Source organism: Nostoc sp. CmiVER01 (genome assembly GCF_034531135.2).
Taxonomy (GTDB): domain Bacteria; phylum Cyanobacteriota; class Cyanobacteriia; order Cyanobacteriales; family Nostocaceae; genus Nostoc.
This window is the reverse complement of record NZ_JAVRBU020000032.1, coordinates 1-25,672: the sequence shown is the minus strand read 5'-3', so window position 1 is coordinate 25,672 and position 25,672 is coordinate 1. Positions and strand designations below refer to the sequence as shown.

The 25,672-nt window shown below is 40.6% G+C and carries 20 protein-coding genes, 1 tRNA gene and 1 pseudogene; 13 read left to right on the top strand and 9 right to left on the bottom strand.

The features are described 5' to 3' along the window. Positions 1-177: 177 nt before the first annotated feature. Entirely contained in the window at positions 178-2,838 is a 2,661-nt protein-coding gene (gene topA / locus RMZ43_RS34135; RefSeq protein ID WP_322648481.1) for a type I DNA topoisomerase, read from the bottom strand. A 473-nt stretch (positions 2,839-3,311) separates the two neighbouring features. On the opposite strand from topA, the gene RMZ43_RS34130 reads away from it, so the two are divergent. The 4 genes from RMZ43_RS34130 to RMZ43_RS34115 all read left to right on the top strand — a co-directional run bounded on the left by RMZ43_RS34130 (position 3,312) and on the right by RMZ43_RS34115 (position 5,919). Continuing rightward, positions 3,312-3,572 (top strand): hypothetical protein, encoded by a 261-nt coding sequence (locus tag RMZ43_RS34130; protein ID WP_322648480.1) that lies wholly within the window; start codon positions 3,312-3,314, stop codon positions 3,570-3,572. Between the two features lie 81 nt (positions 3,573-3,653). Beyond that, on the top strand, positions 3,654-3,902 hold the full coding sequence (locus RMZ43_RS34125; protein ID WP_322653795.1) for a hypothetical protein: 249 nt from the start codon (positions 3,654-3,656) through the stop codon (positions 3,900-3,902). Between the two features lie 36 nt (positions 3,903-3,938). Beyond that, positions 3,939-4,676 carry a DUF6745 domain-containing protein gene (locus RMZ43_RS34120; protein ID WP_322653796.1) on the top strand — a complete coding sequence of 246 codons (738 nt, stop codon included), beginning with the start codon at positions 3,939-3,941 and terminating at the stop codon, positions 4,674-4,676. 547 nt (positions 4,677-5,223) lie between these two features. Beyond that, positions 5,224-5,919, top strand: coding sequence for a PEP-CTERM sorting domain-containing protein (locus RMZ43_RS34115; RefSeq protein WP_322648478.1), 696 nt, complete (start codon positions 5,224-5,226; stop codon positions 5,917-5,919). A gap of 148 nt (positions 5,920-6,067) precedes the next feature. On the opposite strand, the gene RMZ43_RS34110 is transcribed toward RMZ43_RS34115, so the two are convergent. Next, the gene (locus RMZ43_RS34110; RefSeq protein ID WP_322653797.1) at positions 6,068-7,690 is read right to left on the bottom strand and encodes an iron uptake porin; all 1,623 of its coding nucleotides are present in this window, start codon (positions 7,688-7,690) and stop codon (positions 6,068-6,070) included. Between the two features lie 387 nt (positions 7,691-8,077). Between RMZ43_RS34110 and RMZ43_RS34105 the strand changes: the two genes are divergently transcribed. The 4 genes from RMZ43_RS34105 (at position 8,078) to RMZ43_RS34090 (ending at position 10,896) form a co-directional block, all read left to right on the top strand. Continuing rightward, positions 8,078-9,019, top strand: coding sequence for a metal ABC transporter substrate-binding protein (locus RMZ43_RS34105; RefSeq protein WP_322653805.1), 942 nt, complete (start codon positions 8,078-8,080; stop codon positions 9,017-9,019). Positions 9,020-9,090: 71 nt separating this feature from the next. Further along, on the top strand, positions 9,091-9,867 hold the full coding sequence (locus RMZ43_RS34100) for a metal ABC transporter ATP-binding protein (protein ID WP_322653798.1): 777 nt from the start codon (positions 9,091-9,093) through the stop codon (positions 9,865-9,867). Positions 9,868-9,878: 11 nt separating this feature from the next. Then, positions 9,879-10,748, top strand: coding sequence for a metal ABC transporter permease (locus RMZ43_RS34095; RefSeq protein WP_322653799.1), 870 nt, complete (start codon positions 9,879-9,881; stop codon positions 10,746-10,748). A 75-nt stretch (positions 10,749-10,823) separates the two neighbouring features. After that, positions 10,824-10,896: transfer RNA gene (locus tag RMZ43_RS34090), tRNA-Phe, on the top strand. 795 nt (positions 10,897-11,691) lie between these two features. Here RMZ43_RS34090 and RMZ43_RS34085 read toward each other — a convergent pair. Further along, positions 11,692-13,419 (bottom strand): Rqc2 family fibronectin-binding protein, encoded by a 1,728-nt coding sequence (locus tag RMZ43_RS34085; protein ID WP_322653800.1) that lies wholly within the window; start codon positions 13,417-13,419, stop codon positions 11,692-11,694. Positions 13,420-14,024: 605 nt separating this feature from the next. On the opposite strand from RMZ43_RS34085, the gene RMZ43_RS34080 reads away from it, so the two are divergent. From RMZ43_RS34080 to RMZ43_RS34070, 3 genes are all read left to right on the top strand, one after another. Continuing rightward, positions 14,025-14,888 (top strand): DUF6671 family protein, encoded by an 864-nt coding sequence (locus RMZ43_RS34080; protein ID WP_322653801.1) that lies wholly within the window; start codon positions 14,025-14,027, stop codon positions 14,886-14,888. A gap of 153 nt (positions 14,889-15,041) precedes the next feature. Then, positions 15,042-15,593 (top strand): hypothetical protein, encoded by a 552-nt coding sequence (locus RMZ43_RS34075; RefSeq protein WP_322653802.1) that lies wholly within the window; start codon positions 15,042-15,044, stop codon positions 15,591-15,593. Between the two features lie 120 nt (positions 15,594-15,713). Continuing rightward, positions 15,714-16,031 carry a YciI family protein gene (locus tag RMZ43_RS34070; protein WP_322653803.1) on the top strand — a complete coding sequence of 106 codons (318 nt, stop codon included), beginning with the start codon at positions 15,714-15,716 and terminating at the stop codon, positions 16,029-16,031. A 337-nt stretch (positions 16,032-16,368) separates the two neighbouring features. Here the strand turns inward: RMZ43_RS34070 and RMZ43_RS34065 are convergent. Beyond that, positions 16,369-17,604 (bottom strand): annotated as a pseudogene (locus tag RMZ43_RS34065) (glycosyltransferase family 4 protein); the annotation flags it as partial. 1,052 nt (positions 17,605-18,656) lie between these two features. On the opposite strand from RMZ43_RS34065, the gene psaK reads away from it, so the two are divergent. After that, positions 18,657-18,917 carry a photosystem I reaction center subunit PsaK gene (psaK, locus tag RMZ43_RS34060; RefSeq protein ID WP_322648469.1) on the top strand — a complete coding sequence of 87 codons (261 nt, stop codon included), beginning with the start codon at positions 18,657-18,659 and terminating at the stop codon, positions 18,915-18,917. Positions 18,918-19,015: 98 nt separating this feature from the next. On the opposite strand, the gene RMZ43_RS34055 is transcribed toward psaK, so the two are convergent. The 5 genes from RMZ43_RS34055 to RMZ43_RS34035 form a co-directional block, all read right to left on the bottom strand. Continuing rightward, complete coding sequence (locus RMZ43_RS34055) at positions 19,016-19,756, bottom strand: DUF3891 family protein (RefSeq protein WP_322648468.1); 741 nt, start codon at positions 19,754-19,756, stop codon at positions 19,016-19,018. Between the two features lie 399 nt (positions 19,757-20,155). Then, positions 20,156-20,848 (bottom strand): manganese catalase family protein, encoded by a 693-nt coding sequence (locus tag RMZ43_RS34050; RefSeq protein ID WP_229484792.1) that lies wholly within the window; start codon positions 20,846-20,848, stop codon positions 20,156-20,158. Positions 20,849-21,020: 172 nt separating this feature from the next. Then, entirely contained in the window at positions 21,021-21,299 is a 279-nt protein-coding gene (locus RMZ43_RS34045; protein ID WP_322648467.1) for a GlsB/YeaQ/YmgE family stress response membrane protein, read from the bottom strand. A 432-nt stretch (positions 21,300-21,731) separates the two neighbouring features. After that, positions 21,732-23,114: an oxygen-independent coproporphyrinogen III oxidase gene (gene hemN, locus RMZ43_RS34040; protein WP_322648466.1), complete on the bottom strand. Its 1,383-nt coding sequence runs from the start codon at positions 23,112-23,114 to the stop codon at positions 21,732-21,734. Between the two features lie 69 nt (positions 23,115-23,183). Beyond that, positions 23,184-23,861 (bottom strand): heme oxygenase (biliverdin-producing), encoded by a 678-nt coding sequence (locus RMZ43_RS34035; protein ID WP_322654400.1) that lies wholly within the window; start codon positions 23,859-23,861, stop codon positions 23,184-23,186. A gap of 457 nt (positions 23,862-24,318) precedes the next feature. Here RMZ43_RS34035 and acsF point away from each other — a divergent pair, with 457 nt between their 5' ends. After that, the gene (gene acsF, locus RMZ43_RS34030) at positions 24,319-25,404 is read left to right on the top strand and encodes a magnesium-protoporphyrin IX monomethyl ester (oxidative) cyclase (RefSeq protein WP_322654402.1); all 1,086 of its coding nucleotides are present in this window, start codon (positions 24,319-24,321) and stop codon (positions 25,402-25,404) included. Positions 25,405-25,672: the final 268 nt, after the last annotated feature.

Here is a 25,672-nt window from a genome sequence, read left to right as displayed (position 1 = left end):
TCCAAACGGGCTGATAAACAATCCCGTGTTTGGGACATAAGCCACTTCTAAAATTTGGCGTTGTGTTTTCCCTTACTTTTTAGAGTATCACACTTGCACCTACTGAACTGCATCCTATCAAGGATGGATATCAAGGGTCAAGAGTTAGGGATCGGACTTTGGACTCTTAAGTTGCAATTAACCTTCTGTTGCCTTTTTTTTCGTAGAGGTTGTTGACTTAGCAGTTGACTTAGCAGTTGACTTAGATTTAGAAGTCGTTGATTTAGTCGTTTTACGAGTCGATTTCGCTGTCGATGCTTTAGCTGACAACAAGTTCAGCGCCTCAGCCAACGTTACATTTTCTACCGTTTGACCTTCTGGGATACTTACATTAGTTTTGCCATGCTTGATGTAAGGGCCATAGGGGCCATCGTAGATGTTAATTGTTTCTCCATCATCTGGATGTGTACCCAATTCGCGTAAAGCTGCCTTTGACTTGCTGTTTGTAGAATTGCGTCCTTTTTTTGGTTCAGCCAATAATTCCAATGCACGTTCTAAGCTTATTGTCAATACATTATCAGCAGCTTTTAGAGAACGGTAGTCTTTGCCTTCCTTACCTTGGTCATGAACTACATAAGGGCCAAAGCGCCCCAAACTTGCTTGGATTTTGCCACCAGTGACTGGATGAACTCCCAATGTCCGGGGTAGTGCCAACAGACCAACAGCCATTTCCAGGGTAACGGTTTCTGGAGTAACACCTTTGGGTAGGGAGGCTTGTTTAGGTTTGGGGTTTTCGTCGGTTTTGTCACCCAATTGAACGTAAGGCCCATAAGCACCAATTTTCACATAAATCGGTTCACCAGTTTCAGGATGCCGGCCTACCTGGTCAGGCCCTGTGATTTTTTGTCGCAGCAATACTTCTACCTGTTTGGGGTCGAGGTCGGCTGGTGTCAAATCTTTGGGAATTGAAGCGGTGATAACTCCGTCACCGTTTTCGACTTCAATGTAGGGGCCATATTTCCCAATGCGGACTTTCGCATCTAGATTCTCCAGTTCAACAGTCCTAGCTTTGGTGGCATCAATTTGACCTTCCTGTTCTTTTACCAGGGTTTCTAGCCCTTTCTCTCCTAGATAAAATTTTTGCAAGTAGGGTAGCCATTTCGCTTCACCTGTGGCAATGTCATCCAGAGTTTGCTCCATCTTCGAGGTAAAACTGGGATCAACAACGTCCGGGAAATATTTTTCCAGCAAGTCGGTGACGGCGAAAGCGGTGAAGGTAGGAATGAGAGCGTTACTCACCAAATGGGCATAACCTTTGTCAATGATTGTGCCAATGATGCTGGCGTAGGTACTGGGACGACCGATACCTTCGCTTTCTAAGGTTTTCACCAAAGTTGCTTCGGTGTATCTAGCTGGCGGTTGGGTTTCGTGCCCAACTGCTTCTAGCTCTGTACAATCGGGATGATCTCCTACTTTCAGATTCGGCAAAATCACTTCCTGGTCTTCTAGTGCTGCTTCTGGGTCGTCTGAACCTTCGACGTAGGCACGTAAGTATCCTGGAAATTCAATCTGTTTACCAGAAGAACGGAATCCTGCATCCTCAACTTGCAATTGCACAGTAATTTGAGTTTGGCGGGAATCAGCCATTTGACAGGCGACAGTCCGCTTCCAAATCAAATCGTAGACAGCAAGTTCTCGACCGCCCAAACCAGTTTCTTGAGGCGTGCGGAAGCTGCTACCTGCGGGACGAATTGCTTCGTGTGCCTCTTGTGCGCCTTTGGATTTGGTGGTGTATTGCCGGGGTTGGGGACTGAGGTATTGTTGACCGTAAAGCTTTTCTACACAACTCCGAGCAGCTGCGATCGCTTGATCTGACAAATGCACCGAATCTGTCCGCATATAGGTAATATACCCCTGCTCGTACAAATTCTGGGCAACCCGCATCGTGTCACGAGCTGAGAGGCGCAATTTCCGGTTAGATTCTTGTTGCAGCGTTGAAGTGGTGAACGGTGGTGACGGTTTGCGCGTCACTGGGCGTTCCTCCATCTCGGTAACACTCCAGGTTTTCCCTGTTAGGCGTTCCTTGAGGGCTACCGCTTGGTCTTCGTTGAGCAACAAGACATTGCGACCTGCGGTAATTTGTCCGGTTGTTGCATCAAAATCACTGCCGTTAGCAATTTTGGTTCCTGCCAATGTTACCAACTGGGCAGCAAAGGGGGTTTTTTCCTTTGACAAACTAGCTTTCAAATCCCAGTATGTACCCTCACGGAAAGCGCGGCGTTGGCGTTCCCTAGTGACTAAAAGTCGCACAGCTACAGATTGCACTCGCCCAGCAGATAATCCCCAGGCGATTTTTTTCCATAGCAGTGGAGACAGAGTATAGCCCACCAGTCGATCTAAGATCCGCCGTGTTTCTTGAGCGCGAACCAATTGCTCATCAATATTGCGGCAGTTTTTCAGAGCTTTTTTAATCGCCTCTTGGGTTATTTCGTGAAACACCATCCGCTTAGTCGGAACTTTCGGCTTCAGCAATTGGTATAAATGCCAACTAATGCTTTCACCTTCTCGGTCTTCGTCCGTTGCCAGAATCAGTTCATCTACATCTTTGAGGGCATCTTTGAGCTGGGTAACAATTTTCTTTTTGTCTTTCGGGACAACATACACCGGTTCAAAGTCGGCGTCCACATTTACCCCTAGCTGCGCCCATGATTCCCCTTTGACGGCAGCAGGAATTTCACTAGCCGACTGGGGGAGGTCACGCACATGACCCATAGACGCCTCCACCTGATAGCCTGCTGGTAGGTAGTTGCGAATGGTACGAGCTTTGGTTGGAGATTCGACAATGACGAGAGTTGACATGGAAATTTCAATAAAAAGAAGAGCTACTAAGCTAAACAGTCAAATTGAGGTAATTTTTGCAAATTGTCAAGATAAAAGGTCACGCTTAGGGCAGTGATTTAATCCTCACATAAACTGCCCGCTTGGGATAAAATCTGCTGAACTTATGGCCCAGTCTGTCCCAGAGGGTAGAGGAGGAGAACGCTGGGTGTGAATTTCCAGCTATTTCAATCTTTAACTTATCTAACGCATAATTGGCGACTACAGTTTTCAAAATATCATTGGGGAATGGGGAGTGAGAGATGAGGAAGTAGGGGAAGCAGGGGAAGCAGAGGGGCAGGGGAGCAGGGGAGCAGGGGAGCAGGGGGAGAATAATAACTCATAACTCATAACTCCTAACCAATCCCCAATCTTTAAGAGCTTGTGCCAAGATTAAACCAAACTTGAGAGCAAAAGCGAAATGGGGTTTGTACCCATGCCAGGAAAGCAAAACCATGAAACCGATTCGTCAAGGTGATGTAATCTTACTGCCTGTGCAGCAAATTGAAGGACAAAAAATACCTCACTTAACTTTGACCGAGGGCGAAGTTGCAGGGCATAAGCATCGCATTACTGAGGAAGACCCAAAATTATACGATAAAGATAGCACACTCTATTTGCGTGTCTTTTCAGAGTTTGCATTACTTGCCCATGAGGAGCATAAAGCTATTTCTATTCCCCAAGGTGACTGGATGGTGAAAATTCAACGGGAATAGGAGCCTGAAGGTTGGCGATATGTAGCTGATTGAGAAGTTAACGCCTGAGCAAGAGGCTTTGATTCCAGTTTATCGGGAAAAGTGGCGATCGCGCTTTCAAGTGAGCGAATTGATCGTGAAAAAGCGGCAAAAGCGGTAAAAGCCGCCTATGTTGCAATTAACTATGAACAGCCTAAAATTTTTTTTCAGGATAGTCCTTATGCAGCTTGCAACTGGATGCTAAAACAACTGCCTCCTGATTTTCTAGACAATTACTATGAACCAAATAGTTTAGCGACGTTATTTTCAACTCATTTCCTTGTAGAACTTTCGAGAACACTTGATCAATAGCTTGGGAACCAACTATGTAAGCAGTTAATCAACTGTTTGGATTATCTGGCAGACAATCCTTTCAATAATCAAATATTCCGCGACTTAATGGGCAAATTTAGTGCTAAACTAGTAGAACATTATTATTCATGGTGGATTAAAATTCAACTTATTGAGTGCTGCTTTGAACCTGAAAAGCTCGGTAATTCGATGATTGGGTTTTTTGATTTCTGTATATCTGTTTTGAACATTGTTCATCCTCAACAGGAATGGAAAGTATTTCAATCCTTAATTCAAGAATGTGCTTGGTTGTTTGCGTATGATGATATTTGTATCATCTGCGATCGCCCCCTTCACCTGCGCTTCGACAATCAAAATCGCCTCCACGCTGAAGGCGAACCCGCCATTGAATTTACCGATGGATATAGTTTGTATTCCCATCACGGTGTAACTTTACCTGAAAAATACGGTAAAGTCCACCCCCAGCAATGGCAATCTCAATGGCTTTTAACAGAAGAGAACGCCGAACTACGGCGAGTACTAATTCAGGGTATCGGTTACACCAGAATTTGCCAAGAATTGCAAGCTATTGAATTAGATACTTGGCATGAATACACACTATTAAAAATTGATGCTGATGTTGATGAAGAATCAATTTATTTATTAAAAATGACTTGCTCTAGCACAAGTTTTATTCACGCCTTACGGGTTCCACCAAATATGAATTCAGCGCGTGAAGCAATTCGCTGGGTAAATTTGGGAATAGAACCAGAAGAATTTGCTGTGCAAACCTGATTTTTGAATTGGACAACAAACTAAAAAAATAGTCCATATAGACACAAATGGTTAATTTGAGCATACATCTTTAAAATTTACTGCACAACAGCCAACTCTACACCTCAACATAATTTAATTTCGTGTTAACGATAGTAGGCTGGTGTATCAACAAGTCGCTACTCTTTGTTAGAACCGTAGAAAAGACTCAAATTTGTCCTTTATGTCTTCAAGCAAGATTTTAAAATTAGAAAGTAAATGTGGTTCTCACTCTACTAATCACGATACTATCTAATGTTACCTTTGTTACCAGCAACCAGGAAAGCCAGTGTGGCAATATAGTTTTATATATTAAACTCAGTAATTATACTATCTGCACATTTTCCTTAGTAAATACACTTAAATATTTTCGAGGAAATTGCCTTAAAAGCCTTTACATGAATGAATTTCGATGTTTTTAAAGTTATTGGCTAAATAACTTTTTTTTGTAAAAATAATTGCTATCTACTACACAAACACAGCATTACATGCCAAGCTAAGGACATCAAATACTTCAGCAAATAAATCAATGTTTACTCTACAAAAATTATCATTAGCCTTAGTTGGAACAGCAGTTGTTTTCATGAGTGCTAACCCAGCTGGTGCTGTTAGTCTAATTAAAGGGGGTTCTACACCTGTTGCAGGAGAAGGTCAATACACTAATATTCAAGGAGCTACAACGATCAACTTCAATTCAGGGACAGCAACCGATCCAAACGGATTTGTTACTTACTCTGCAACCAATGGAATTGTCAAAGGGAGCGTAGATGGTCAATATGCTACCCCCTTTGGTGATACCAGTAACTACCTAACGGTTGCGCCCTCAGGACTTCAAAATATTCGAGGAAGTGGTGATGAAACTATTACCTTCGCTAAGTCTATTGATTATTTTGGTCTCTACTGGGGGTCAATAGACACATATAACTTTGTGGATGTCTATAGCGGAGGCAAGTTACTAAAAACATTTAGTGGCGCAGATGTTCCAGGCGCTCCAGCTAATGGTGAACAGAGTGGTAGTGTAAATAATGTCTATGTTAATTTGTTAGCAGATAAAGGAGAGACTTTTGATAAAGTAGTTTTAAGATCAACTGGTCTTGCGTTTGAAACTGATAACCATAGCTACAGACTAGCTAGTGTTCCTGAACCTACTGCAACATTGGGCTTGCTAGTGTTCGGTGTTATGAGTGCTGGTTCATTTGTGAAACGGAAAACAAGGTTAGTTTAAAATAATCTATTAACTTTGTCCAAAAACTAACAATCTCCTTCGTATTTTTAAGATATAAAACCCAGCATTTTTTGCTGGGTTTTATTTTTGAACCAAAAAAGTGAAGATACAAAGAATAAATTTGCGTCTTCAAGTAAGATTTTGAAAATTAGAAAGTGAATGTGGTTCTCACTGTACCAATCACGATATCATCGTTTTGATTGTTATGATCTGGCGCTGTTAGCCAGATAATTCCTGGGGTAATGCTGATATTGTCACTCAGGCTATATTGATAGAAACCTTCAATGTGATATGAAGTGTCTGGATCTTTGTTGATACCTTCATTGCTGAGAGAACTGCTTACACTGGTAACTTTAGGTTCCATACCCACAATAATGCCTGCAATATTACCTTTTTTACCAAGATCCGGGAAAGCCAGTGTGACGGCATAGTTCCAGATGTCAGCATCGCCAGGAGTAACGGAAAGGACGCGAGCTTTGGTCAAGCCAGCCCAACCACTAATCACAAATTTTGAGCTAGGTTGAAAGGATGCTTCTATACCGTAGGAGTTACTGGAAGCATTCTGCAATATATCATTAGCGTTATTGCTACCACCACTACCATTGGCAAAAAAAGTATTTTTGTAGGCATTAATGTAGGTCAAACCAAGAGTAATTTGGTTACTAGGCTTAACAGTTAACTGCCCCATAGCACCATAAGCACCGTTGAACAGACCAGAACCTAGCTGAGGGTTAGCAGAATCATTCGCTAAATACCCGAAACTTAGTTCGAGGTTATCACTGAACTCGTGTTTGATTCCTATACCAGCCCCATTGACTAGATAATAAATTGGGTTGCGAGTGCCAAAATGGGAAAGGGCACCGCTACCACCGTCCCCATCTAGGTAAGGGTTGACTGTATTAGTGAAATCATCAATTGCACCTGCATTTGCTTCTAAGGTGACGCCTGTTTTATCACCAAGAGGGAACTGATACAACAGCGCGTCTATCACAACTCCATTACTGTTGTTACCACCAGCAAATCGGAAGTCACCTTCTGGTGTAAAGGTAGCAGTCTGAGAAAATGGGTCTAGGTTTGTTGCCTGAAGTCGTGTTCTGAGTAAATCTTTGCCAGTGAAACTGGTGTCAAGGTTCAGACGTACCCGGTCTGCAAGAACAGTATTTTGGTTTACTTTTTGACCATTAACTGTATTTCCATCTATGACATTCGCGATCGCTATTACCACTTCTCCATTCAGTTTGGTTGTGGTTGAGAACTGATTCGCCTCCAATTCACCAGTTTTAGCTTCTACTGCATCTACACGACCTCGGAGTATCGCCAGTTCTGCTGCAAAATCTTCTTGCAGCTTTTGTAATGTGGCTAAATCTTGTTTGTTAACTAAATCACCAGTGGCTGTAGCAATAAGTTCGTTAACCCGATCAAGACAAGCATTCAAACCAGCCGCAAACTCATACCGCGTTAATGCCCGATTACCGCGATAAGTGCTGTTTGGATATCCTGCAATACAACCATAACGTTCAACTAAAGACTGCAATGCTTGGAATGCCCAATCGGTGGGTTGTACATCAGAAAATTGAGACACGGAGGTAACTTGCGCCATTGGCTGATCTGGCGCTATGTTTATAACTCTTATATCTGGATTAGCTAAAACTTGCGGTTGATTGATTTCAGACTTACCCGATGTTTCATTTGCAAATGTAGCAGTATCAAAAAATAGCATGACACCGCAGACTGCTGGACTAACTAGCAGATATTTCCAGAATTTTTGCATTTCTCTCCTCACACTGATATCCAACTCACACCCAAACCACGTTTTTGAAACGTGTATCTTATGAGAATATTTGTCAGCAATCTTATCAGAAGTAAGCAACCTTTTTAACAAAAAAGTCAAGAAATTCTAATTATTCAGGGAAAACTAAATTGCAGAGGGTTGTACCGTCTGAAAAAGTTTTGTTGTTATTTATTGCACAGGAAACCCAAAATAATATTATGTACCTAAAATGAGAATGAGAATTATTATAGTATAAACTTGTCAATAGGAATTTTGACAGAGGCAGAGTCAGCATCCGTTTTGGGGAGAAAATATGTGATTGTGAATTGTAGAGGAATTAGAACAAGCAAGCAAAAAAGCGGCATCTTGCCGATAATTGCTTTGCTGATGTTGTCAATAACTGCTGGCTGTAGTCAATCGAATCCGAATCAGGGAACAACTTCCGAACAGTCGCCGCAAGCGCAGGAAGCTGCTTCTACGCCACAGGTGCAATCGGGAAAAACTAAAGTAGTGACAACATTTTTGCCGATATATTTGTTTACTAAAGCAGTAACTAGGAATGTGGCAGATGTCGAAATTTTAGTGCCACCTGGTACGGAGGTACATGAATATCAAGCGACACCACAAAATGTCAAAGCGATCGCAACTGCGAATGTGTTAGTAAAAAATGGTTTAGGTTTGGAGGGATTTCTGGAGAGTACTGTTAAAAATGCCCAAAATAGCAAATTAGCCGAAATTGATGCAAGTATTGGTATTAAACCCTTAAATGAAATTTCACCCGTTGTAAAAACGTCCCAAGAGGAAAAAGACGAGGAACATACCCAAGGTAATCCTCACGTTTGGTTAGATCCAATTTTGGCAAAACAGCAGGTAACTAATATTCGAGATGGATTAATTGCTGCTGACCCAGCGAACAAAGCAACTTATGAGGCGAATGCTGCGACTTATATTAAAGAATTAGAAAGTTTAAACAGCGAATTTCAACAGACTTTGCAAAAAACTCCTAGTTGTACCTTTATTACCTTTCATGATGCGTTTCCATATTTAGCTAAACGTTACAATCTCAAGCAAGTTGCTGTGGTACAGATTCCCGAAGATCAGCTTTCACCAACGGATGTGCAAAATGCAGTCAATGCAGTGAAAAAGTACAAAGTTAAAGCTTTATTTAGTGAACCCGGAGTAGATAACAAACTTTTATCCAGCCTTTCCAAAGATTTAAAATTAACTTTGCGTCCTTTGGATTCTTTAGAAACTGGCGAAACAGATCCACAGTATTATTTCAAGGCTATGAAGGCTAACTTGCAAACTCTGCAAACGGCATGTAAATAGGTTTGTCATTTGTCCTTTGCAAAAGACTAATGACCAATGACTAATGACTAATGACCAATGATTAATGACCAATGACTAATGACATTGCTATTTTAAAAGTAGAAGGATTAACTGTCTATCAAGGCAGCTATCTAGCTATTCGAGATGTTTCTTTTGAATTATTGCCAGGAACAGATACAGCCATCGTTGGCCCTAATGGTGCTGGTAAAAGTACTCTGGTAAAAGCGGTTTTAGATTTGATACCTCGAAGTGCTGGTACGATTCAAATATTCGGTCGTCCAATTGTAAGGCTGGGGCGTTTACGTCACTTGTTGGGCTATATGCCGCAAAATTTCATCTTTGACCGCAGCTTTCCCATTTCTGTCAGCGAGTTAGTAGGACTTGGATGGGACAAGGAAGGGAAAAAAGGGGATTTATTTTTCTCTCGGCTGTGGAGACAAGACCGAGAAAAATCGGCAGCAGTAGAAGAAGCTTTACGGCGAACCGATGCTTATCATTTACAGCATCAAGCTATTGGTACTCTTAGCGGTGGTCAACTCAAGCGGGTTTTATTGGCTTATTGTTTAGTAATGCCTCGCAAACTCTTGGTACTCGATGAAGCCTTTGCTGGCGTTGATGTGCAAGGTTCAGCAGATTTTTATGCTTTGCTAAATGAATTAAAGCGTCAGGAGGGTTGGACAGTACTGCAAGTTTCTCATGATATTGATATGGTAAATCGCCATTGCGATCGCGTGCTTTGCCTGAACCAAAGTATTGTTTGTACTGGTAAGCCAGAAATTGCCCTTTCACCGCAAAACCTGTTAGCAACCTACGGCCCAGGTTTTAGTCGTTACCAGCATCAACATTAATACCCACAAGTATGAATTTCTTTAATGATTATCAGATAGCAAGGCTAGCGATCGCCAGTAGCAATGACTTGGTAAGCTTGTTAACATTCCCCTTTATGCAGCGTGCGATCGTCGGTGCTGTGTTAATGGGAATACTTGGCGGGATGTTGGGTAGTTTTGTTACCTTGCGCCAGTTGTCCTTTTTCAGCCACGCGGTTGGTCATGCAGCATTAGTAGGTGTAGCGTTAGGTGTGCTGCTACAAATAAATCCGACTTGGATGCTGTTACCTTTCACGTTGGTTTTTGGGGTTATTGTCCTCTACTTCATCGACAAAACCGACTTAGGTAGTGATAGCGTCCTTAGCATAGTGCTATCTGGAGCATTAGCGATCGGTGTGATTCTCACTAGCCTAATTAAAGGATATCGTGGCAACTTGATGGCTGTGCTGTTCGGCGATATTCTAGCGATCAATAATACAGATTTGATTTTGACGCTGCTAGTACTTGTGGGAGGCAGCATATTTTTATTATCAACCCTGCGGCAGCAAATTTTATTAACCCTTAACCCCGATGTAGCGCAAGTTCAAGGTATTCCCGTCCAGTTGTACCGCTATGTGTTTGTGGTCTTGCTTTCACTCGCTGTTGCTGTAGCGATTAAAGCTGTTGGCGTTTTACTGGTGAATGCCTTTTTGGTTATTCCCGCCTCTACCGCCAAACTGATGAGTCATCACTTTAGCCGCTTTCTGGTTATGTCGGTGATAGTTGGTTCCATTAGCAGCATTGCTGGCATCATTGTGTCAGGTATTTTTAACTTTGCTTCTGGGCCAAGTATTGTTCTTGTTCAATTTCTGCTATTTGTAGCCGTTTTCATCTGGTTTAAGCTAAATTTGAAAGCCGCATAAATGTTTTTTCTCCAAAGGCTTGCTATTTTGTTGGATGTTTGCTACATTTATTAATCGTGGCTCATAAAAGCCCCAGCCGGGATAGCTCAGTTGGTAGAGCAGAGGACTGAAAATCCTCGTGTCACCGGTTCAAGTCCGGTTCCTGGCATAATCATAAAAACCTCTGAAAGCCTTAGCGTTCAGGGGTTTCTTGTTTATCTAAATAACTCTATTTCAGCGCTTGTTATTGGTGTAAAGATGGGTGATTTTAGGCCATGTTGACTATTTTTGGACATCTTTGCCTAATTTATACCAATACGCTTGGGTTAAGGCTAAAAAATAAAACTAGTGTAGTAGCGTGACATGCTTAAAATGTTGGGTTTAAAAAAATTACAAAAACCAAAATCCAATCATTAACAGAATTATTCAACCCAATAAATTAAGCTTGCCACGCTAGTAGATTGGGTTGAGGAACGAAACCCAACATTATCAAGGCTTTGTTGGGTTGCGCTTTGCTTAACCCAAGCGTATTGTAATCTATAGAGGTAAAGTTGGGATAAATCAGAACGCACTGATTAAAAAACAAAAAGACCAGCCTCCCACAGCCGGTCTATAAAATGTTTTTTTGCGTTGTCTTCTCAAGAGAGTTAAAACCCAATTGCGCGTTCCCAAAATGCAACGGGCAACTTTTCTTAACAATATTGTAACAGTCAACACAGATTTTTCGTGAAACTTCATCAAAAAATATTCAAATAAAGCTTAAAAGCTTCTATCTATCAGGATAATTCAGCAAATCGCAGGGTAGAAAAAGAGTAGAGAAGCAGGGGGAGCAGGGGAGGCAGGGGGGCAGAGGGAGATGAGGGGGACAAGGGGACAAGGGGACAAAAGTTTAGAATTTCCAACAAGTCTTTCCCCTTGTCCCCAATTCTCCTTGTTCTTAAGTCCTCTTTCCCATGCCCAATGACTAATGACTAATGACCATTTGTGGTTTTCCCCAGAGAATGCTTTCCTGCTTGTAAATTGCAATCCCCGGTTTTGCTCCTTTGGGTTTGTAGACGTGTTTTAGCTGAGTGTAAACTACTGGCACTTGTTCACTCTGACGGGCGCGACTGTAGTAGGCGGCAAGATTAGCTACAAATTGCAAATCAGCTTCTTCTGCAACAGCACCGGGTTCTAGACGTAATAGCACATGGCTCCCCGGAATTTCTTGAGCGTGGAACCATAAGTCATAATCCCCAGCTACACGAAAGGTCAATTGGTCATTTTGGCGATTGTTGCGACCGATTAATACTTCAAAGCCGTTGGGGGTAACATAACGATGAAAATTGGTGCTGGGGGGTTCATTAGCACTGCGGCTGCGATATTCTGGATCTTCTAAATACTTTTGTCCAATCAACTCTTCGCGGATTTCTTCTAAAGCTCGCAAATCTTCTGCTGTTTGGTAGGTGTCTATCTGAGCGATCGCAGCTTCTACTTGTTCTAAATAGTCAATTTCTGTCTGCACTTCTAATAGTAGCGGTTCGACGGCAGCACGAGCGCGTTTGAGCTTTTGGTGCTGTTTGTAAAGACTTTGGGCATTTTGGACGGCATTTTTATCTGGCTGGAGAGCGATCGCTACTGGCAAATTTGTATCAAAATCAGCAAGGATAATTTCTTTCATCCCCGGTTCCCAGTTTTGCAAATGAGCCATCAACAAATCAGCTTTCTGCCGATACTCATCAGCTTGATCTGATTGCTGCAAGCGCGTCTTAAAGGTTTGAGCCTTATTGCGTAATTTCGCCAGAATATTATTCAATTTTTGACTCAACTGGTGGCGCAATTGAGAAAATAATTGTTGGTCAATTTGGTTACTGTAATAGCGGTTGAGTAACTCCTGGATATTTTTGACCTTTTCAACTGCACCCCAACCCATGACGCTGTAGCCATCTTTTGTCCAAGCAGGTTGAAATTTACCCGAATCCAAAGCTTGCAGCCATTCTTGCCAATGTTCAAATAGCCGTCGCCAGTCGTCGGGGTTAAGAGTATCGGTGGATGTTTCTGGTGCGATATTTGCTTCTAGCAGCATTAATTCTAGTAGTGCAGCACTCAAGCCACTATAACTTTTGAGCAATTGCCGCTTGATTGCTCCTGGTACTAAACTTACGCGTTCTTGCCAACGTTCTTGTGATTCGCTCAAACTGGGGACTGTTCCAGTCAGTTTTGGCGGTGTTTCATAAGGTTGTCCGGTTTGGATGGGACGGACACTAGATTGTTGCTGACTAACTTGATGAGCAGCAGTGATAATTATATTGTTGGCATCGGTGAGAATGACGTTGCTATACTTGCCCATGATTTCTGCATAGACATGATATAGGGCGGTTTCTCCGGGACGACGGGCAAATTGCAAATCAATAACCCGTTCCCAAGGGGCGATCGCTTCAATGGCTACCAGTGCTAAACCATTCAATTGGTGTATCAGTTGTTGGCTAAAGGTAAAGGTATCTGGCGATCGCGGTGGTGGATCGCCGATACAAATATGTGCAGCTTGGGGATGCCAAGAAATTTGTAGCCAATCTCGCTGTTTCAGGGTGCGTAATGCCATCGCAATAGTGTAGCGATCGCGCTGGTAAACCTGTTCTAAGCGTGATGGTAGCCAGTTAGCGCGGATTTCGCTACAAGCAGCTGTGAGAGTGGTAAAGTCAACTGGTTGCAAAGCGATTAGTTGTTAACATTCAAATGGTAGCGATCGCTATGCTTTTATTTTCGTTTGGTCAAAGCATAGCAGACCTCAACTATCATAGCGGTTACTTGGTTTAGTGATAGCTAACACAGAAATCTATTATTCAGACAGACTCTCAGCTGAATTGAAGAGACGTAGCACTGCTGCGTCTCTACAACGATTTTGGTATTATGCAAAATCATTTTCATACATAGAATCAGCAACGCCCTGATCTTTATTGAGTCTTCTGAAGAAGACTTTAGCTATTAGCATCAGAATTCATTCTGAGGCGGTTGTTGGGAATGGTGCAAGTTCTGAGCTTACTGCAAGCCCATAATTGTAATAGCTCAGTTGCCAAATTTACCCAGCGAGCACTAAGGATTGTGCAAGGGTTTTGAGACTCTAGATGTTATAACAAATTGCACTTTTCTTGGAAAAAAGGCTTGAAACTCTTATCATAACTACATTACACTTTCATTGAGCAAGCCCTAATGAGGGGACTTTGGGTTTCAAGCTGGTTTGCGGTGATAAAATCAGAAGAATCAGCCGTTCTAGAATTACGAAAAGCTATAAACTTAACTAATAGGGATTAGCTCAGAATGAATGACCAGCAATTATTTAATGATCGTCTGGCTGTGTTGGCGACAATGCACCAAAAAGAAAAGGTAATTGCTCCACTATTAGAACAAGAGTTAGGCATTAAAGTTATAGTACCACAGGATTTTAATACTGATATTTTTGGCACATTTACTAGAGAAGTAAAACGTCCGGGAACACAAATTGCGGCAGCTAAATTAAAAGCAGAGAAAGCTTTAGAATTAACACGAGAAAATTTAGCGATCGCCAGCGAAGGTAGTTTTACACCCCATCCATTAGTTCCTTACATTTACTGTAATAGAGAAATAGTTGTTTTCTTAGATAAAATCAATAATCTAGAAATTATTGGTCAGGAAATTTCTACAGATACTAACTTTAATCATCAAATTATAACAAATTTAGATGAGGCATATATTTTTGCTAAGAAAGTTGGTTTTCCAGAACATGGATTAGTTGTCTGGTTTGAAAATTTAGACAATAGATGTAATGAGATAACGAAAGGTATTACAAAAGAAATAGATTTGATAACATCAGTTGATTATGCATTACATAATTCCCCAAATAGGCAGGTAAATATTGAGACAGATATGCGGGCAATGTATAATCCCACTCGGATGAAAAATATTGCAAAAGCTACTTATAATTTACTCAATAAAATTAGCAGTTGTTGCCCAAATTGTAATATCCCTGGTTTTGAAATAACTGAAATAATCCAGGGATTACCCTGTGAATTTTGTCAGATCCCAACCACCTTACCACTGGCCGCAATTTATCAATGTAAAAAATGTGGTTTTAATCAAGAAAAACTATTTCCTAATGGTATGGAATTTGCGAATCCAGCTCAATGTATGTACTGTAATCCATAGGGTATCTCTACACGGGGAGAATGTAGGGGATTGGTCAGAATTGGGATTGCTGGGGGTGGTAGCTTGTCGCCGTAAGCATCCATCGCTTAACACCTAAAATACTGCTATGGTCTATCACTACCAGATTGTCCTAGAGAAAAACTTAGATTTAATATGAATGAAAGTTTAGCAGCCACATTAGGGGAACTACAAGCACAAATATATTGGTTACATGATGCTGAGGAGTTTACAGAATTGGCATCAGCAGCAGCTACTATATATATGAAACTTGATTATACTCAACAGCAGGCAGAAACGGCAGGTAAGTTAATTAGTGAAGCTTATCAATTAGCTGATGATGCTGCTAATGCACAGAAAGCAGATGATTTTGACAAGGAAATACAATTTTATCATCAAATTAAAAATAAATTAATCCAAGTAGAAACTATATTAGGTTATCAAACCAGCATTGCCATACATCAAATGAAATGGTGGATGTATTTTCGTCACAGACAGAAACTACAAATTCTGCTTCATTTATTTTTACAACATTTTAAAGCAGTGGGATTAATCAACTTCCTTACTGCTCTTAAACTTACATATTTTCTAATGGAAATAGGTAGAGTTCACAAATCGCGTGATATCGAAACCACCAAAGATAATGCTATAAAATACTGGACAGAATTATTGAAAATCAAACCGCCACAATATCCTTATCTTGGTTAAATTGCTGATTTTTAGGCTTGAGCGCGATCGCTTTCCGTTTTACTCTAAGAATGGGGAGAGCGATCGCTTTCTTTTATAAAATCTGAACATCATCCCAAATCACTCAGTAAACAAGAGGATATGTCTCAACTTTTTGCCGTTGTTGTCGCAACAGTTCCAGAGTATTACGACTATAAAAACGCTCACTCAGAACATGACCAAAATCAACTGGCTTGGTTTCGTGAGCAGTATGATAAAGGAACACTACTGTGCTGTGGGCCGTTTTTTCCCCATGATGGAACAGGGCTGTGGGTCATTCAGGCGGAGAATTTAGAAGCGGCTCAAGCAATTGTCAACAGTAGCCCCCGTGTGCTGGATGGGATGTTAGCGGACTCTGCTAGAGTTGTAGAGTGGCAGGTTCACATTGGACATGAGCGTTTTGAAAGTGTAAATAGATAGAAGCGATCTTCCGTTACCTAACGGTTCAAATCAAGTGCGGGTTAATTGCAGGGACACAACATGTTGTGTCCCTGGGCATGTACTTCATTTACCTGAAATACGCTGTAAATGATTGAGTAATGGTGAGTGACGACTAGGAAAATAAAATTATTGCTTACTTCCAAGTTACTCATTCACCATTATCTGTTACCCAAGAGAATTATTTAGCAACCAAAACTGGCTGTTTTGCTGCTGACTGCACTAATTCGACTGTTGACTCCACTAGTTCTTTTGCTGTTGATTGCACTAATTCGGCTGTTGATTCTACTAGTTCTTTTGCTGTTGACACTACTAGTTGTGGCTGCGACAGTTCACTGTAAAGTTCACTCAGTTGATATGCTACACCATCCCAGCTAAACTTAGTTTCGACGCGCTTTCTACCAGCTTTACCCAATTCGTCTCGCCATTCTGGAGCTAGGAGAATTCGGTCAATGGCAGATGCAAAGGCATCTACATCTTGTGGTGCTGCTAATAAACCAGTTTCTTCATTAACTACAGTAAACTGAAGTCCGCCGACATCACTTGCTATTACTGGTGTACCGCTTGCCATCGCTTCGATCGCTACGAGTCCGAAGGGTTCGTAGTGACTGGGAACAACGCAAACATCAGCAGCTGCGTAATAAGTTGGCAAAATATCTTGACTTAGACGCCCAGCAAAAGTGGTAAAGTTGCTCATCCCCAATTCGTTGACGATTTGCTCAATGCGATCGCGCTCAATGCCGTCGCTGTTACCTGGAGTACTACCACCGCCAATAATTAGCTGAAGATTTTCGGAGTCACGTAGCGAAGACTCATTTACTGCACGTACCAAGGTTTCTATACCTTTGCGTGGATCAAAACGCCCTACATATAATACTACTTTGGCTTCTTTATCAATTCCCAATTTAGCCCTGGCTGCTTCTCGTCCAATCGAGCCAAAGCGCTCAATGTCTGTACCGCAGGGAATGATGTCGATATTACCTTTAGTGGAAACTAGCGATCGCATGTGTTCCTGTTCTTGCGGACTTGTCGCTACAATTCGCTCTGCTTTTTCCAACACCTCTTTTTCTACTGCTAATCGCACACTAGCAATCAGAGGAATATTATCTATAGTGTTATACTTGACTGCTCCTAAGGAGTGGTAGGTGTGAACCTGTTTACTATGTTGGATTTTATTTAACTGCATCCCCACCCAACTAGAAAGCCAATAGTTAGTGTGAACTAACTCGTATTTGATGCCATTTTTTACTTGAAATTTGAGGAAATTATCCACAAATTCTGGCAGAAATTCAAAAATTTCATCTCGCGGCACAAACTCAAGCGGGCCAGCTTTTAAACGAATAGTGCGGCAATTTTCGCTGTGTTCAACAATCGAGTCTTGCTCCAGACTCGCTTTGCGAGTAAACATATCAACTTGCCATCCCAGGTGCGCTAGTGCTTCACCCACGTTACGCACATAAACATTTTGTCCCCCAGCTTCTTCTTTCCCTATTTCAATCGCCGGGTCTCCGTGGACGGAAATCAAGGCGATACGTTTTTCGGTGATAGAGTTCATAGTTTGTGTGTTGCTGATTTTAACAAAGTTTTAAGCTGTTCCAAACTCGTGTATAGCACACTGACCCAAATTGTTTAGGAACCTTGATTAATATTGATTTTAATTTACTATGCCTAATATTTTTTTACATCTTCTGCCAGAAGTATACTATTAGAATAAATACAAATATTTAATTTCTTTAGATAGAGAAATTTTTTATCTTGGAATTTCATACTTTTGATAGATGAAAATTATATTTTCTCTATACAATTTCTAAATAATTTGTGAGAGTAAAACTATTGGAAAGCCTATAAATAGGTACTTTTAGCTTCAGCAACTCTCTTGCTTCAATCTGGATCGCTATTTTAGTTAAAAATATTTAATGCTTTTGATAGATAAATATTATAGTTTTCGTCTTATTTATGGAGATATAATCTCCTAGATACATGCATTAACTTGAGTTTGACACACAGAAGAAACGGCGGCATACACAGCCTCTTGTAAGCTGTTACGTAAATAAACATTGCACATCCACTAGTGAGGTTGTCATTTGTCCAAAGTGCAATCGGTAAACACTTTCAGTAGATCGAAAAGTTTTCCAGAAGCCTGAAGAGCCGTTCATTTGAGTTTAGGAACATAGTCTGCCGGAATCCTGTTGGAGTCTGCTTTTCAAGGAACGGGCATTGTTGGTGGGTTAAGAGTGCAGTGCAAGCGATCGCGATCGTCAACCCCAAAACGTCGGCTGAAACCCTGATTATTTCGTCAACTTATAAAAGTTTTCGATCTACTGACTTTTGACTAATGACTAATGACGGTTTACATGGGAAATGCTGCAATATATAGGCGCGTTAGGTTAGAGAAAGTAGTACCACAAGGTGGAAGTCCAAGCCCTTTTCATTCCACAGAAGTTTTTGATAGGGTCATTTTTGCCTGTCTCTTGCTTGAACTCACGTTGTATTAAGTAGTAAGAATAAGTGTTAAATATTGATGCAAAATCGGGTACTTTCTGGAATTTGCTTCGGAAAGTCTCAGATTATATTTGCAATCATTAATAAATTTCAGGAGCAAATCAGGTGTTTACTTCAACCTTACTCGCTGCCGCAACCACACCTCTGCAATGGAGTCCGACAGTTGCACTGATTATGATTATCGTTAATATCGTTGCCATTGCCTTTGGTAAATCTACCATCAAATATCCCAACGCAGAACCAGCACTACCCTCAGCCAATTTCTTTGGGGGTTTTGGTTTACCAGCCCTTTTAGCAACTACTGCTTTTGGTCATATCTTAGGAGTGGGCGTTATTTTAGGACTGCATAACCTGGGAAGAATTTAGGTTATTACCTAAGCCTTTTATTTGATAATTATTTTGTCTCCAGCCTTGAGCCAGAAAGTTACTTCTCTGGCTCTTTAATATGACACGGCAACAACTATCTAACTCTTAACGAATGTCCACTCTAGTACCTTGATAGGAGCTTCTTGTAGTGCTTGAGTTAGTTCAGCACTGTTCTCAAATTTTACTTGGGAGAGGTCACAGGCTTCAATGTTGACTGTAAATTTTTCGTTCTCAAAGGGCCAAGGTTTGACAACAACCAAGTTATCGCTACGCTGCATGATGTCATAACGTTGACCATCAGGGCCCTTGCTAATTTCTAAAAATCGCTCATCATCAGGTAGTTCTTGCTGACATAAAATGAGAGATAGGCGATCGCACCATTGCATGAATGCATAGGCTGCATCAACTTCTTCCTTTTCGATGCCTAATTCTTTGCGCCAACGTCGCTGGTTTTGCAGTTGCTCATCTAAAAGTTTGTCTAGTTCTGGAAACTGACCCCGGCTTGACTCATTTAAACGGCTAATGTGCATAGAAATTAGTAGAGCCACCCACCGTCCTCGGTAGCGGGCATTATTTGCCAAATCAGCCAATTTCTGGATGCTAGCACGTACATCGGCCTTTGAAGAGAGCATAAAGTCCTTTGGCGCACCGACTTCAGTAAGAATGTCCTCTTGCCACTCTTTTTCTAGGTCATCATGATGGGAAATTGCAGCGACAGTTTCATATAACCTTACCGGAGCATCTTTACGCCGCCATTGTCCTGCAAGTTGAGCTGCTAATAAAGCATGAGCGCGGTGATAAATAACTTCCCAACCATTTGGCGTAGCGTTGACAATCACAAATCAATCTCCTGATTCTTAGTTTTGATTTTGAGTTGAATTAATTTCTGAATTCAGAAACGTCGGGGTAGATTTGAAGAGGCGATCGCTCTGACTTCTTCACTGTAGCCTAATTTTAATATCGCACAGAGAGATATATCCAAAGTGCGTGTTACATCCAAATCAATATCAGCAAATACTTATCGACTGAGATTCCCGACTTCTCTAAGAAATCGGGAATTTTGTTATTCACAAATGATTTAAGATTGCTTTTAAGTTGGAAAAAGCTAAATTATCCCTCAAGAATCCCTAACGTAGACAAATAGTTTAGCCATTGCTAGGGCATCGCTAAATAAGGTGGGCAAACAGCCCACCTTATAATTGAGAATTTCTAAGAAGCTCTAACTGCAATCTATTAAATTAAGAGTGACTTTCTAACGGATTCGCAATGTATTTGAATGTTGGCTCAGAATTCCAAGGCCCACGCTCATCTTGACCATTACCGTCTGTAGATAGGTTGTAGTAAAGAGCAACAGTTTCATCTGGCTTAATATTACCAAAGAAAGGATCTGTCAACTTACCTAGCGAATCTAGAGCTTTCATAAACATCTGGGTATGAGAAATTTCTCGTGTTAACAGATGAACTAAAGTTTCTTGGGTTCCTTTGTCAGTTGCCAACTTTATTAACTCTTCGTAAGTTTGACGAGCGCCAGCTTCAGCCGCAACATTAGCTCTCAAATCACGGACTACATCTCCACCTTCATTCAAGTAACTTGCAGTCCAAGCATTACCTTGACTATCTAAAAAATGAGGACCAATTCCTCGCACTGCAAACAGAGTACTCTTATAAGCCTCTGTTTGATCCGTATTTTTAGTATGAGCTTCAATCAGTTTACCAACCATTTCTAAATGGCTGAATTCTTCTATTGCAATGTCTTGAAGCATGTCTTTAATTCCAGCATTCTCAACATGGAAGGATTGAACCCAATATTGAAGTGCTGCACTAAGTTCTCCAGTAGCTCCGCCAAACTGCTCTAAAAGCAACTGAGCAAAACGAGGGTTTGGTTCAGTAACGTTAACTGCATGAATAGGCTCTTTTTTGTGAAAAAACATAGATTTACACTTCCAAAAATTATGATTTTACAGAATTAACAAACTATTTTATTGTCTTCTAGCATTTTTCAACATTTAGGTAATTTGAGATTTAATAGCTTCTCAAACTAGTTCACTAGAAGACCAATAAAATACGGTAGTCATGTTAGTGTCGATAACTGCCAATCAGCCATTAAACATTGCTGCTTCTTCTGATTAATCCCCACAGATAAATAGCAACAATTGCGCCGATCACAGCTACTAAAATACCTGGAATAGTTAAACCAGCGCCAGCCGCAGTTATTTGCAGAGTTCCTGTTCGTAGTAAGGTAAACAGACTTCCACCAACGAAAGCCCCAATTATACCCAAAATCATTGTGGAGAGAATTCCACCACCTTGATAACCAGGATAAATAGCTTTAGCTATGGCACCTGCCAAAAGTCCTAAAACTACCCAAGCAAGAATACTCATAACGGCCTCAACAATCTCACTTGTATCTAAGTTATCAACTCTGATTCATAATTCTTTCTACCAGATGGGATAAATGCTAAATCCAAAAGTTAGACAAAAAACTTTACATCAAGATTCTGATGGAAATTGGCATTTTTATTCTATACATAAATCAAAATTGATCGGATAAATCAGGAATTATTAAATACACCAGTCTAGACATTGAAAATTATATTTTTCTGTATCTACCTGAAGATGTAAAAAATAATCTAACTTTTTGGAGATGAATTAAAATAATTGGTAACTCGGAATTAGCAGAACTTATATTAATTCTTTACGATAACAACACTTAAAAATGGCGATCGCCTTATTTAAATCCCCCCAATTGTAATTCTCAAGATAGTCAAGATAGATTGAGGGGATAATATATAGCGGACATTAGCATAAATGGTATCAAATAGCACGAGAAAATTTTGTCTCTCGTGTTCTTGTATGAGTATCAAAGATGACGGCAATATTTCTGACTAGTAATCTACCGATATCTGTAATCTGGATCTGATTTTTTGATAAACTAACTAGACCATCGGCTTCTAGTGGTTTTAACGCCTCTAGTTCGTCAGAAAAATATTCATCAAATTTGAGATCATATTTATTTTCAATGTCTTGCTTATGCAAATGAAAGTGAGACATAATACTCATAATCACATCGCGTCTGATGATGTCATTTTGAGTAAGCTTGATACCTTTGCTAACAGGTAAAGCACCTGCTGCAATTGTGTTATAATAATCCTTTAATTCCTTGTGGTTTTGAGCATAAGCATCTTCTAACATACTGATGGATGTAGAACCAAAACCAAACAATTCTGTCTCAGCGTGGGTAGTGTAGCCCTGGAAATTGCGTTTGAGAGTGCCATTGCGTTGAGCGATCGCTAGTTCATCATTAGTTTTAGCAAAATGATCCATCCCAATAAATAGATATTGGTTATTCGTCAATTCTTCAATGGTCATTTTCAGAATTTTTAACTTTTCCTCTGCTGCGGGTAATGCCTCTTGAGGAATATTTTTTTGTGTAGGTTTGATCCACGGTATATATGCAAAGTTAAAGACAACAATTCGGTCAGGATCTAACTCAACAGTTTTTTTCAATGTTTCCCGAAATGTTTCGCGGGTTTGATAAGGTAAACCATAAATAAGGTCTACATTCACACTTTCAAACTTAGCTTCTTTAACCCAACTCATGACATCAAATAGCATTTCTTCTGGCTGGACACGATTTATAGCTACTTGAACTTGGCTATTAAAATCTTGAATGCCAAAACTAATCCGGTTAAACCCAATTTCTCTTAAAAAGAAAATGTAGTTTTTATCAATATAGCGAGGATTAACCTCAATTGAGATTTCTGCTTGTGGATCGATGTTGAAATGGCGATTGATGTTTTTCCATAAAAATTCTATTTGGTCACGATCCAAGTAATTAGGAGTACCGCCTCCCCAGTGGATTTGCAGCACTTTTCTGTCTCGATCGATTAAAGCTGCGGTGTTTTTGATGTCTTGAGCTAAAGATTCTACGTAAGGTTTAGCAATATTCTTGTTGTTAGAAATTACCGTGTTACAGCCGCAGAAGTAGCAAGCACTTTGGCAAAAGGGGATGTGGAAATACAAACTCATAGGAGTTTTACGTTGATTCGAGGCTGCGATCGCGGCCTTAAAATCAGTTTCAGTAAATGTTTCGCTTAACTCTGTAGCAGGCGGGTAACTGGTATATCTAGGTGCGCGAGTATCGTACTTTTGAATCAAATCCAGATCAAACTTGACACCAGGTAATAGAAAAACCATTGAGTTGCTTTCCAATGAATGAAGGGAGTAGGGAGTGGGGAATGGGAAAGAGTGACAAATGACAAATGACTAATTAGTTAGGCTATTAAACATAACTTGACCGAGTGCTTTAATTAAACTTCCTTCTAACTCTTGAGCTATTTGTAAATTTAATCCAAAGGCATTATTAGCTTCTGCAACAATCCGTTCTGCTGTTATATCATCAACTGGTAATTCATTTAATGCCTGACGATACTTATCCTTAAATGCCTTTTTGTCAGGAATTTGCTCAAAATTGTAAAAGGATGTGCCTTCATAGCCAGAAAGCTTCAGGGCTGACTGAGCAACTTTTTGTAGCATTTGACCCCCAGAAAGATCGCCCATGTAGCGAGTATAGGCATGACCTAACAATAAGGCTGGTTCACTAATAGAAATTTCCCGAATGCGGTTAATGTATTTTTGGGTAGCCGGTGAGGGTGTAACTTGCTCTCTCCAATTATCCCCATAATAGAACACCATGTCTTTTTCGAGCGAAGATTGGCGATTAAGTTCGGGGAAGTAAACCGCACTAATCACAGGATGCTCTACATGGCTCTTTAATGCTGCTTCTAGTTCGCTGTAGACATAATACAAGTTGCTTAAGAATTTGGCGAAGCAGTCTCTATCCACAACTCCTTTCAGAAAACATTTCATAAATCCCACATTTTCTGCTGAGGTGTGGGACTGTTGAGTTCCAGAGCGCAGTTTAATAGCTAGATTACTACTCATTGTTGCTTCCTTTACTTTCAAGGCAAGGCTTCTGGGCATTCACCGACTTAGGATGCCTGCCAGTGCCAGCTAAAAGATTGTTATTTTAGGTTTAGAGATGGATCTGCATCACTCTATCTGGCAAGTACCACTGCCGATGTAAATCCCAGCTATTTTTATTTCTTCTAAGATTATTTAACTATTAATTTATATATAAGGATAAAGATATTAGTATTTATTTATATTTTTCTGATTTTCACCCTTAGACACATCCTAGTTAAGTAGTAACAAAACTGATTGTGCAATAGGCATTTAAACTCTCCTGAAACAACGGGTAATAAGTTTATTTCTCACAATTTACTCTCAATAATTTAACTGATGTCTACAAACAACTATTTATGCTTAGATAACTTTTAAAGCATGAAATAATCGAAGGATTCTTATGGTTAAGTCTCTGGAAACCGAACGCCAGTCGCTCATGGGGGAAACCCCCAAGACCGCGCTGGCTCCCCAACCTGAGTTGCTAAAACCAGGTGTAAAAGCGCCTGTTCAAGAAACATTATTAACACCACGATTTTATACTACTGACTTTGAAGCTGCGGCGCAATTAGATATTTCGTCCCAGGAAGCTGAGTTACTGGCAATTGTAGAGGAGTTACGAGCCGACTATAACCGTCATCACTTTGTCCGTGATGAAGAATTTCAGCAGTGTTGGGATCACATTGATGGAGAAACACGCGTTGCTTTTATTGACTTTTTGGAACGTTCCTGTACCTCAGAGTTTTCTGGGTTTCTGCTGTTTAAAGAGCTATCACGCCGTCTGAAAAACCGCAATCCGATTTTGGCGGATGCTTTTAATTTTATGGCGCGGGATGAAGCACGCCATGCAGGATTTTTAAATAAGTCAATGGCAGATTTTAATCTTTCCCTCGACTTAAGTTATTTAACCAAAAATCGCACTTATACCTTCTTTCCGCCAGAGTGGATTATTTACACAGTCTACCTGTCTGAGAAAATTGGCTACTGGCGCTATATCTTGGTGTATCGGCACATGGAGAAACATCCAGAACATCAAATTTATCCACTATTCCGTAAGTTTGAAAGTTGGTGTCAGGATGAAAATCGACATGGAGATTTCTTTAAAGCACTGCTGCGATCGCAACCTCAACTATGGAACAATTGGAGAGCTAGATTATGGGTGCGTTTCTTTTTATTGAGTGTTTTTGCTACTCATACATTGACAGTGTTTGAACGCGCCACGTTTTATCAATCCATTGGGATAGATCCGCGCGAATATAATACCAGAGTCATTCAAGAGACGAATAACACTGCTGCACGGGCATTTCCCCTGATTTTGAATACAAATCATCCAGAGTTCTTCCGGCGGTTAGAAAAGTGTTCTGACCTTAATTTTAAACTAGCAGAGATTAATAACAGCAATCGCTCACCAGTTGTAAAATTCTGCCAAAAATTGCCCTTGATCGCTTCCATTGTTGGGCATCTATTGCAGACTTACCTCATTAAACCCGTTGATGCTGAATCATTGAGAGGGACAGTTCATTAACTAGATAACTGCATACATTAACTGAATCTACAAGTCTTATTTGGGAATCTCTCACTCGAATTCTATAAGTTATACCGCCAGAGAATGAATTCTCTGGCTAATAGCGCAAATCCACTCAAGTGGACTCAATCAGTCTTCTTTAGAAGATAGCCCCAGAATTCATGATACTACTGGCTAATTGGTAGGGAGTCTAAGAGGATGTTTGAAAAGTGGTATCTTGTGCTTTTAATCACATTTTTACCCCCCTTAATCCCCCCTTATAAAGGGG

Coding starts and splice junctions, on each gene's coding strand:
- RMZ43_RS34035 (WP_322654400.1), bottom strand. CDS start 23,861: ATGAGTAGTAATCTAGCTATTAAACTGCGCTCTGGAACTCAACAGTCC.
- hemN (WP_322648466.1), bottom strand. CDS start 23,114: ATGGTTTTTCTATTACCTGGTGTCAAGTTTGATCTGGATTTGATTCAA.
- RMZ43_RS34110 (WP_322653797.1), bottom strand. CDS start 7,690: ATGCAAAAATTCTGGAAATATCTGCTAGTTAGTCCAGCAGTCTGCGGT.
- RMZ43_RS34070 (WP_322653803.1), top strand. CDS start 15,714: ATGTCTCAACTTTTTGCCGTTGTTGTCGCAACAGTTCCAGAGTATTAC.
- RMZ43_RS34080 (WP_322653801.1), top strand. CDS start 14,025: ATGAATGACCAGCAATTATTTAATGATCGTCTGGCTGTGTTGGCGACA.
- RMZ43_RS34075 (WP_322653802.1), top strand. CDS start 15,042: ATGAATGAAAGTTTAGCAGCCACATTAGGGGAACTACAAGCACAAATA.
- RMZ43_RS34130 (WP_322648480.1), top strand. CDS start 3,312: ATGAAACCGATTCGTCAAGGTGATGTAATCTTACTGCCTGTGCAGCAA.
- acsF (WP_322654402.1), top strand. CDS start 24,319: ATGGGGGAAACCCCCAAGACCGCGCTGGCTCCCCAACCTGAGTTGCTA.
- RMZ43_RS34105 (WP_322653805.1), top strand. CDS start 8,078: ATGTTGTCAATAACTGCTGGCTGTAGTCAATCGAATCCGAATCAGGGA.
- RMZ43_RS34095 (WP_322653799.1), top strand. CDS start 9,879: ATGAATTTCTTTAATGATTATCAGATAGCAAGGCTAGCGATCGCCAGT.
- RMZ43_RS34100 (WP_322653798.1), top strand. CDS start 9,091: ATGACTAATGACATTGCTATTTTAAAAGTAGAAGGATTAACTGTCTAT.
- RMZ43_RS34050 (WP_229484792.1), bottom strand. CDS start 20,848: ATGTTTTTTCACAAAAAAGAGCCTATTCATGCAGTTAACGTTACTGAA.
- topA (WP_322648481.1), bottom strand. CDS start 2,838: ATGTCAACTCTCGTCATTGTCGAATCTCCAACCAAAGCTCGTACCATT.
- RMZ43_RS34045 (WP_322648467.1), bottom strand. CDS start 21,299: ATGAGTATTCTTGCTTGGGTAGTTTTAGGACTTTTGGCAGGTGCCATA.
- RMZ43_RS34115 (WP_322648478.1), top strand. CDS start 5,224: ATGTTTACTCTACAAAAATTATCATTAGCCTTAGTTGGAACAGCAGTT.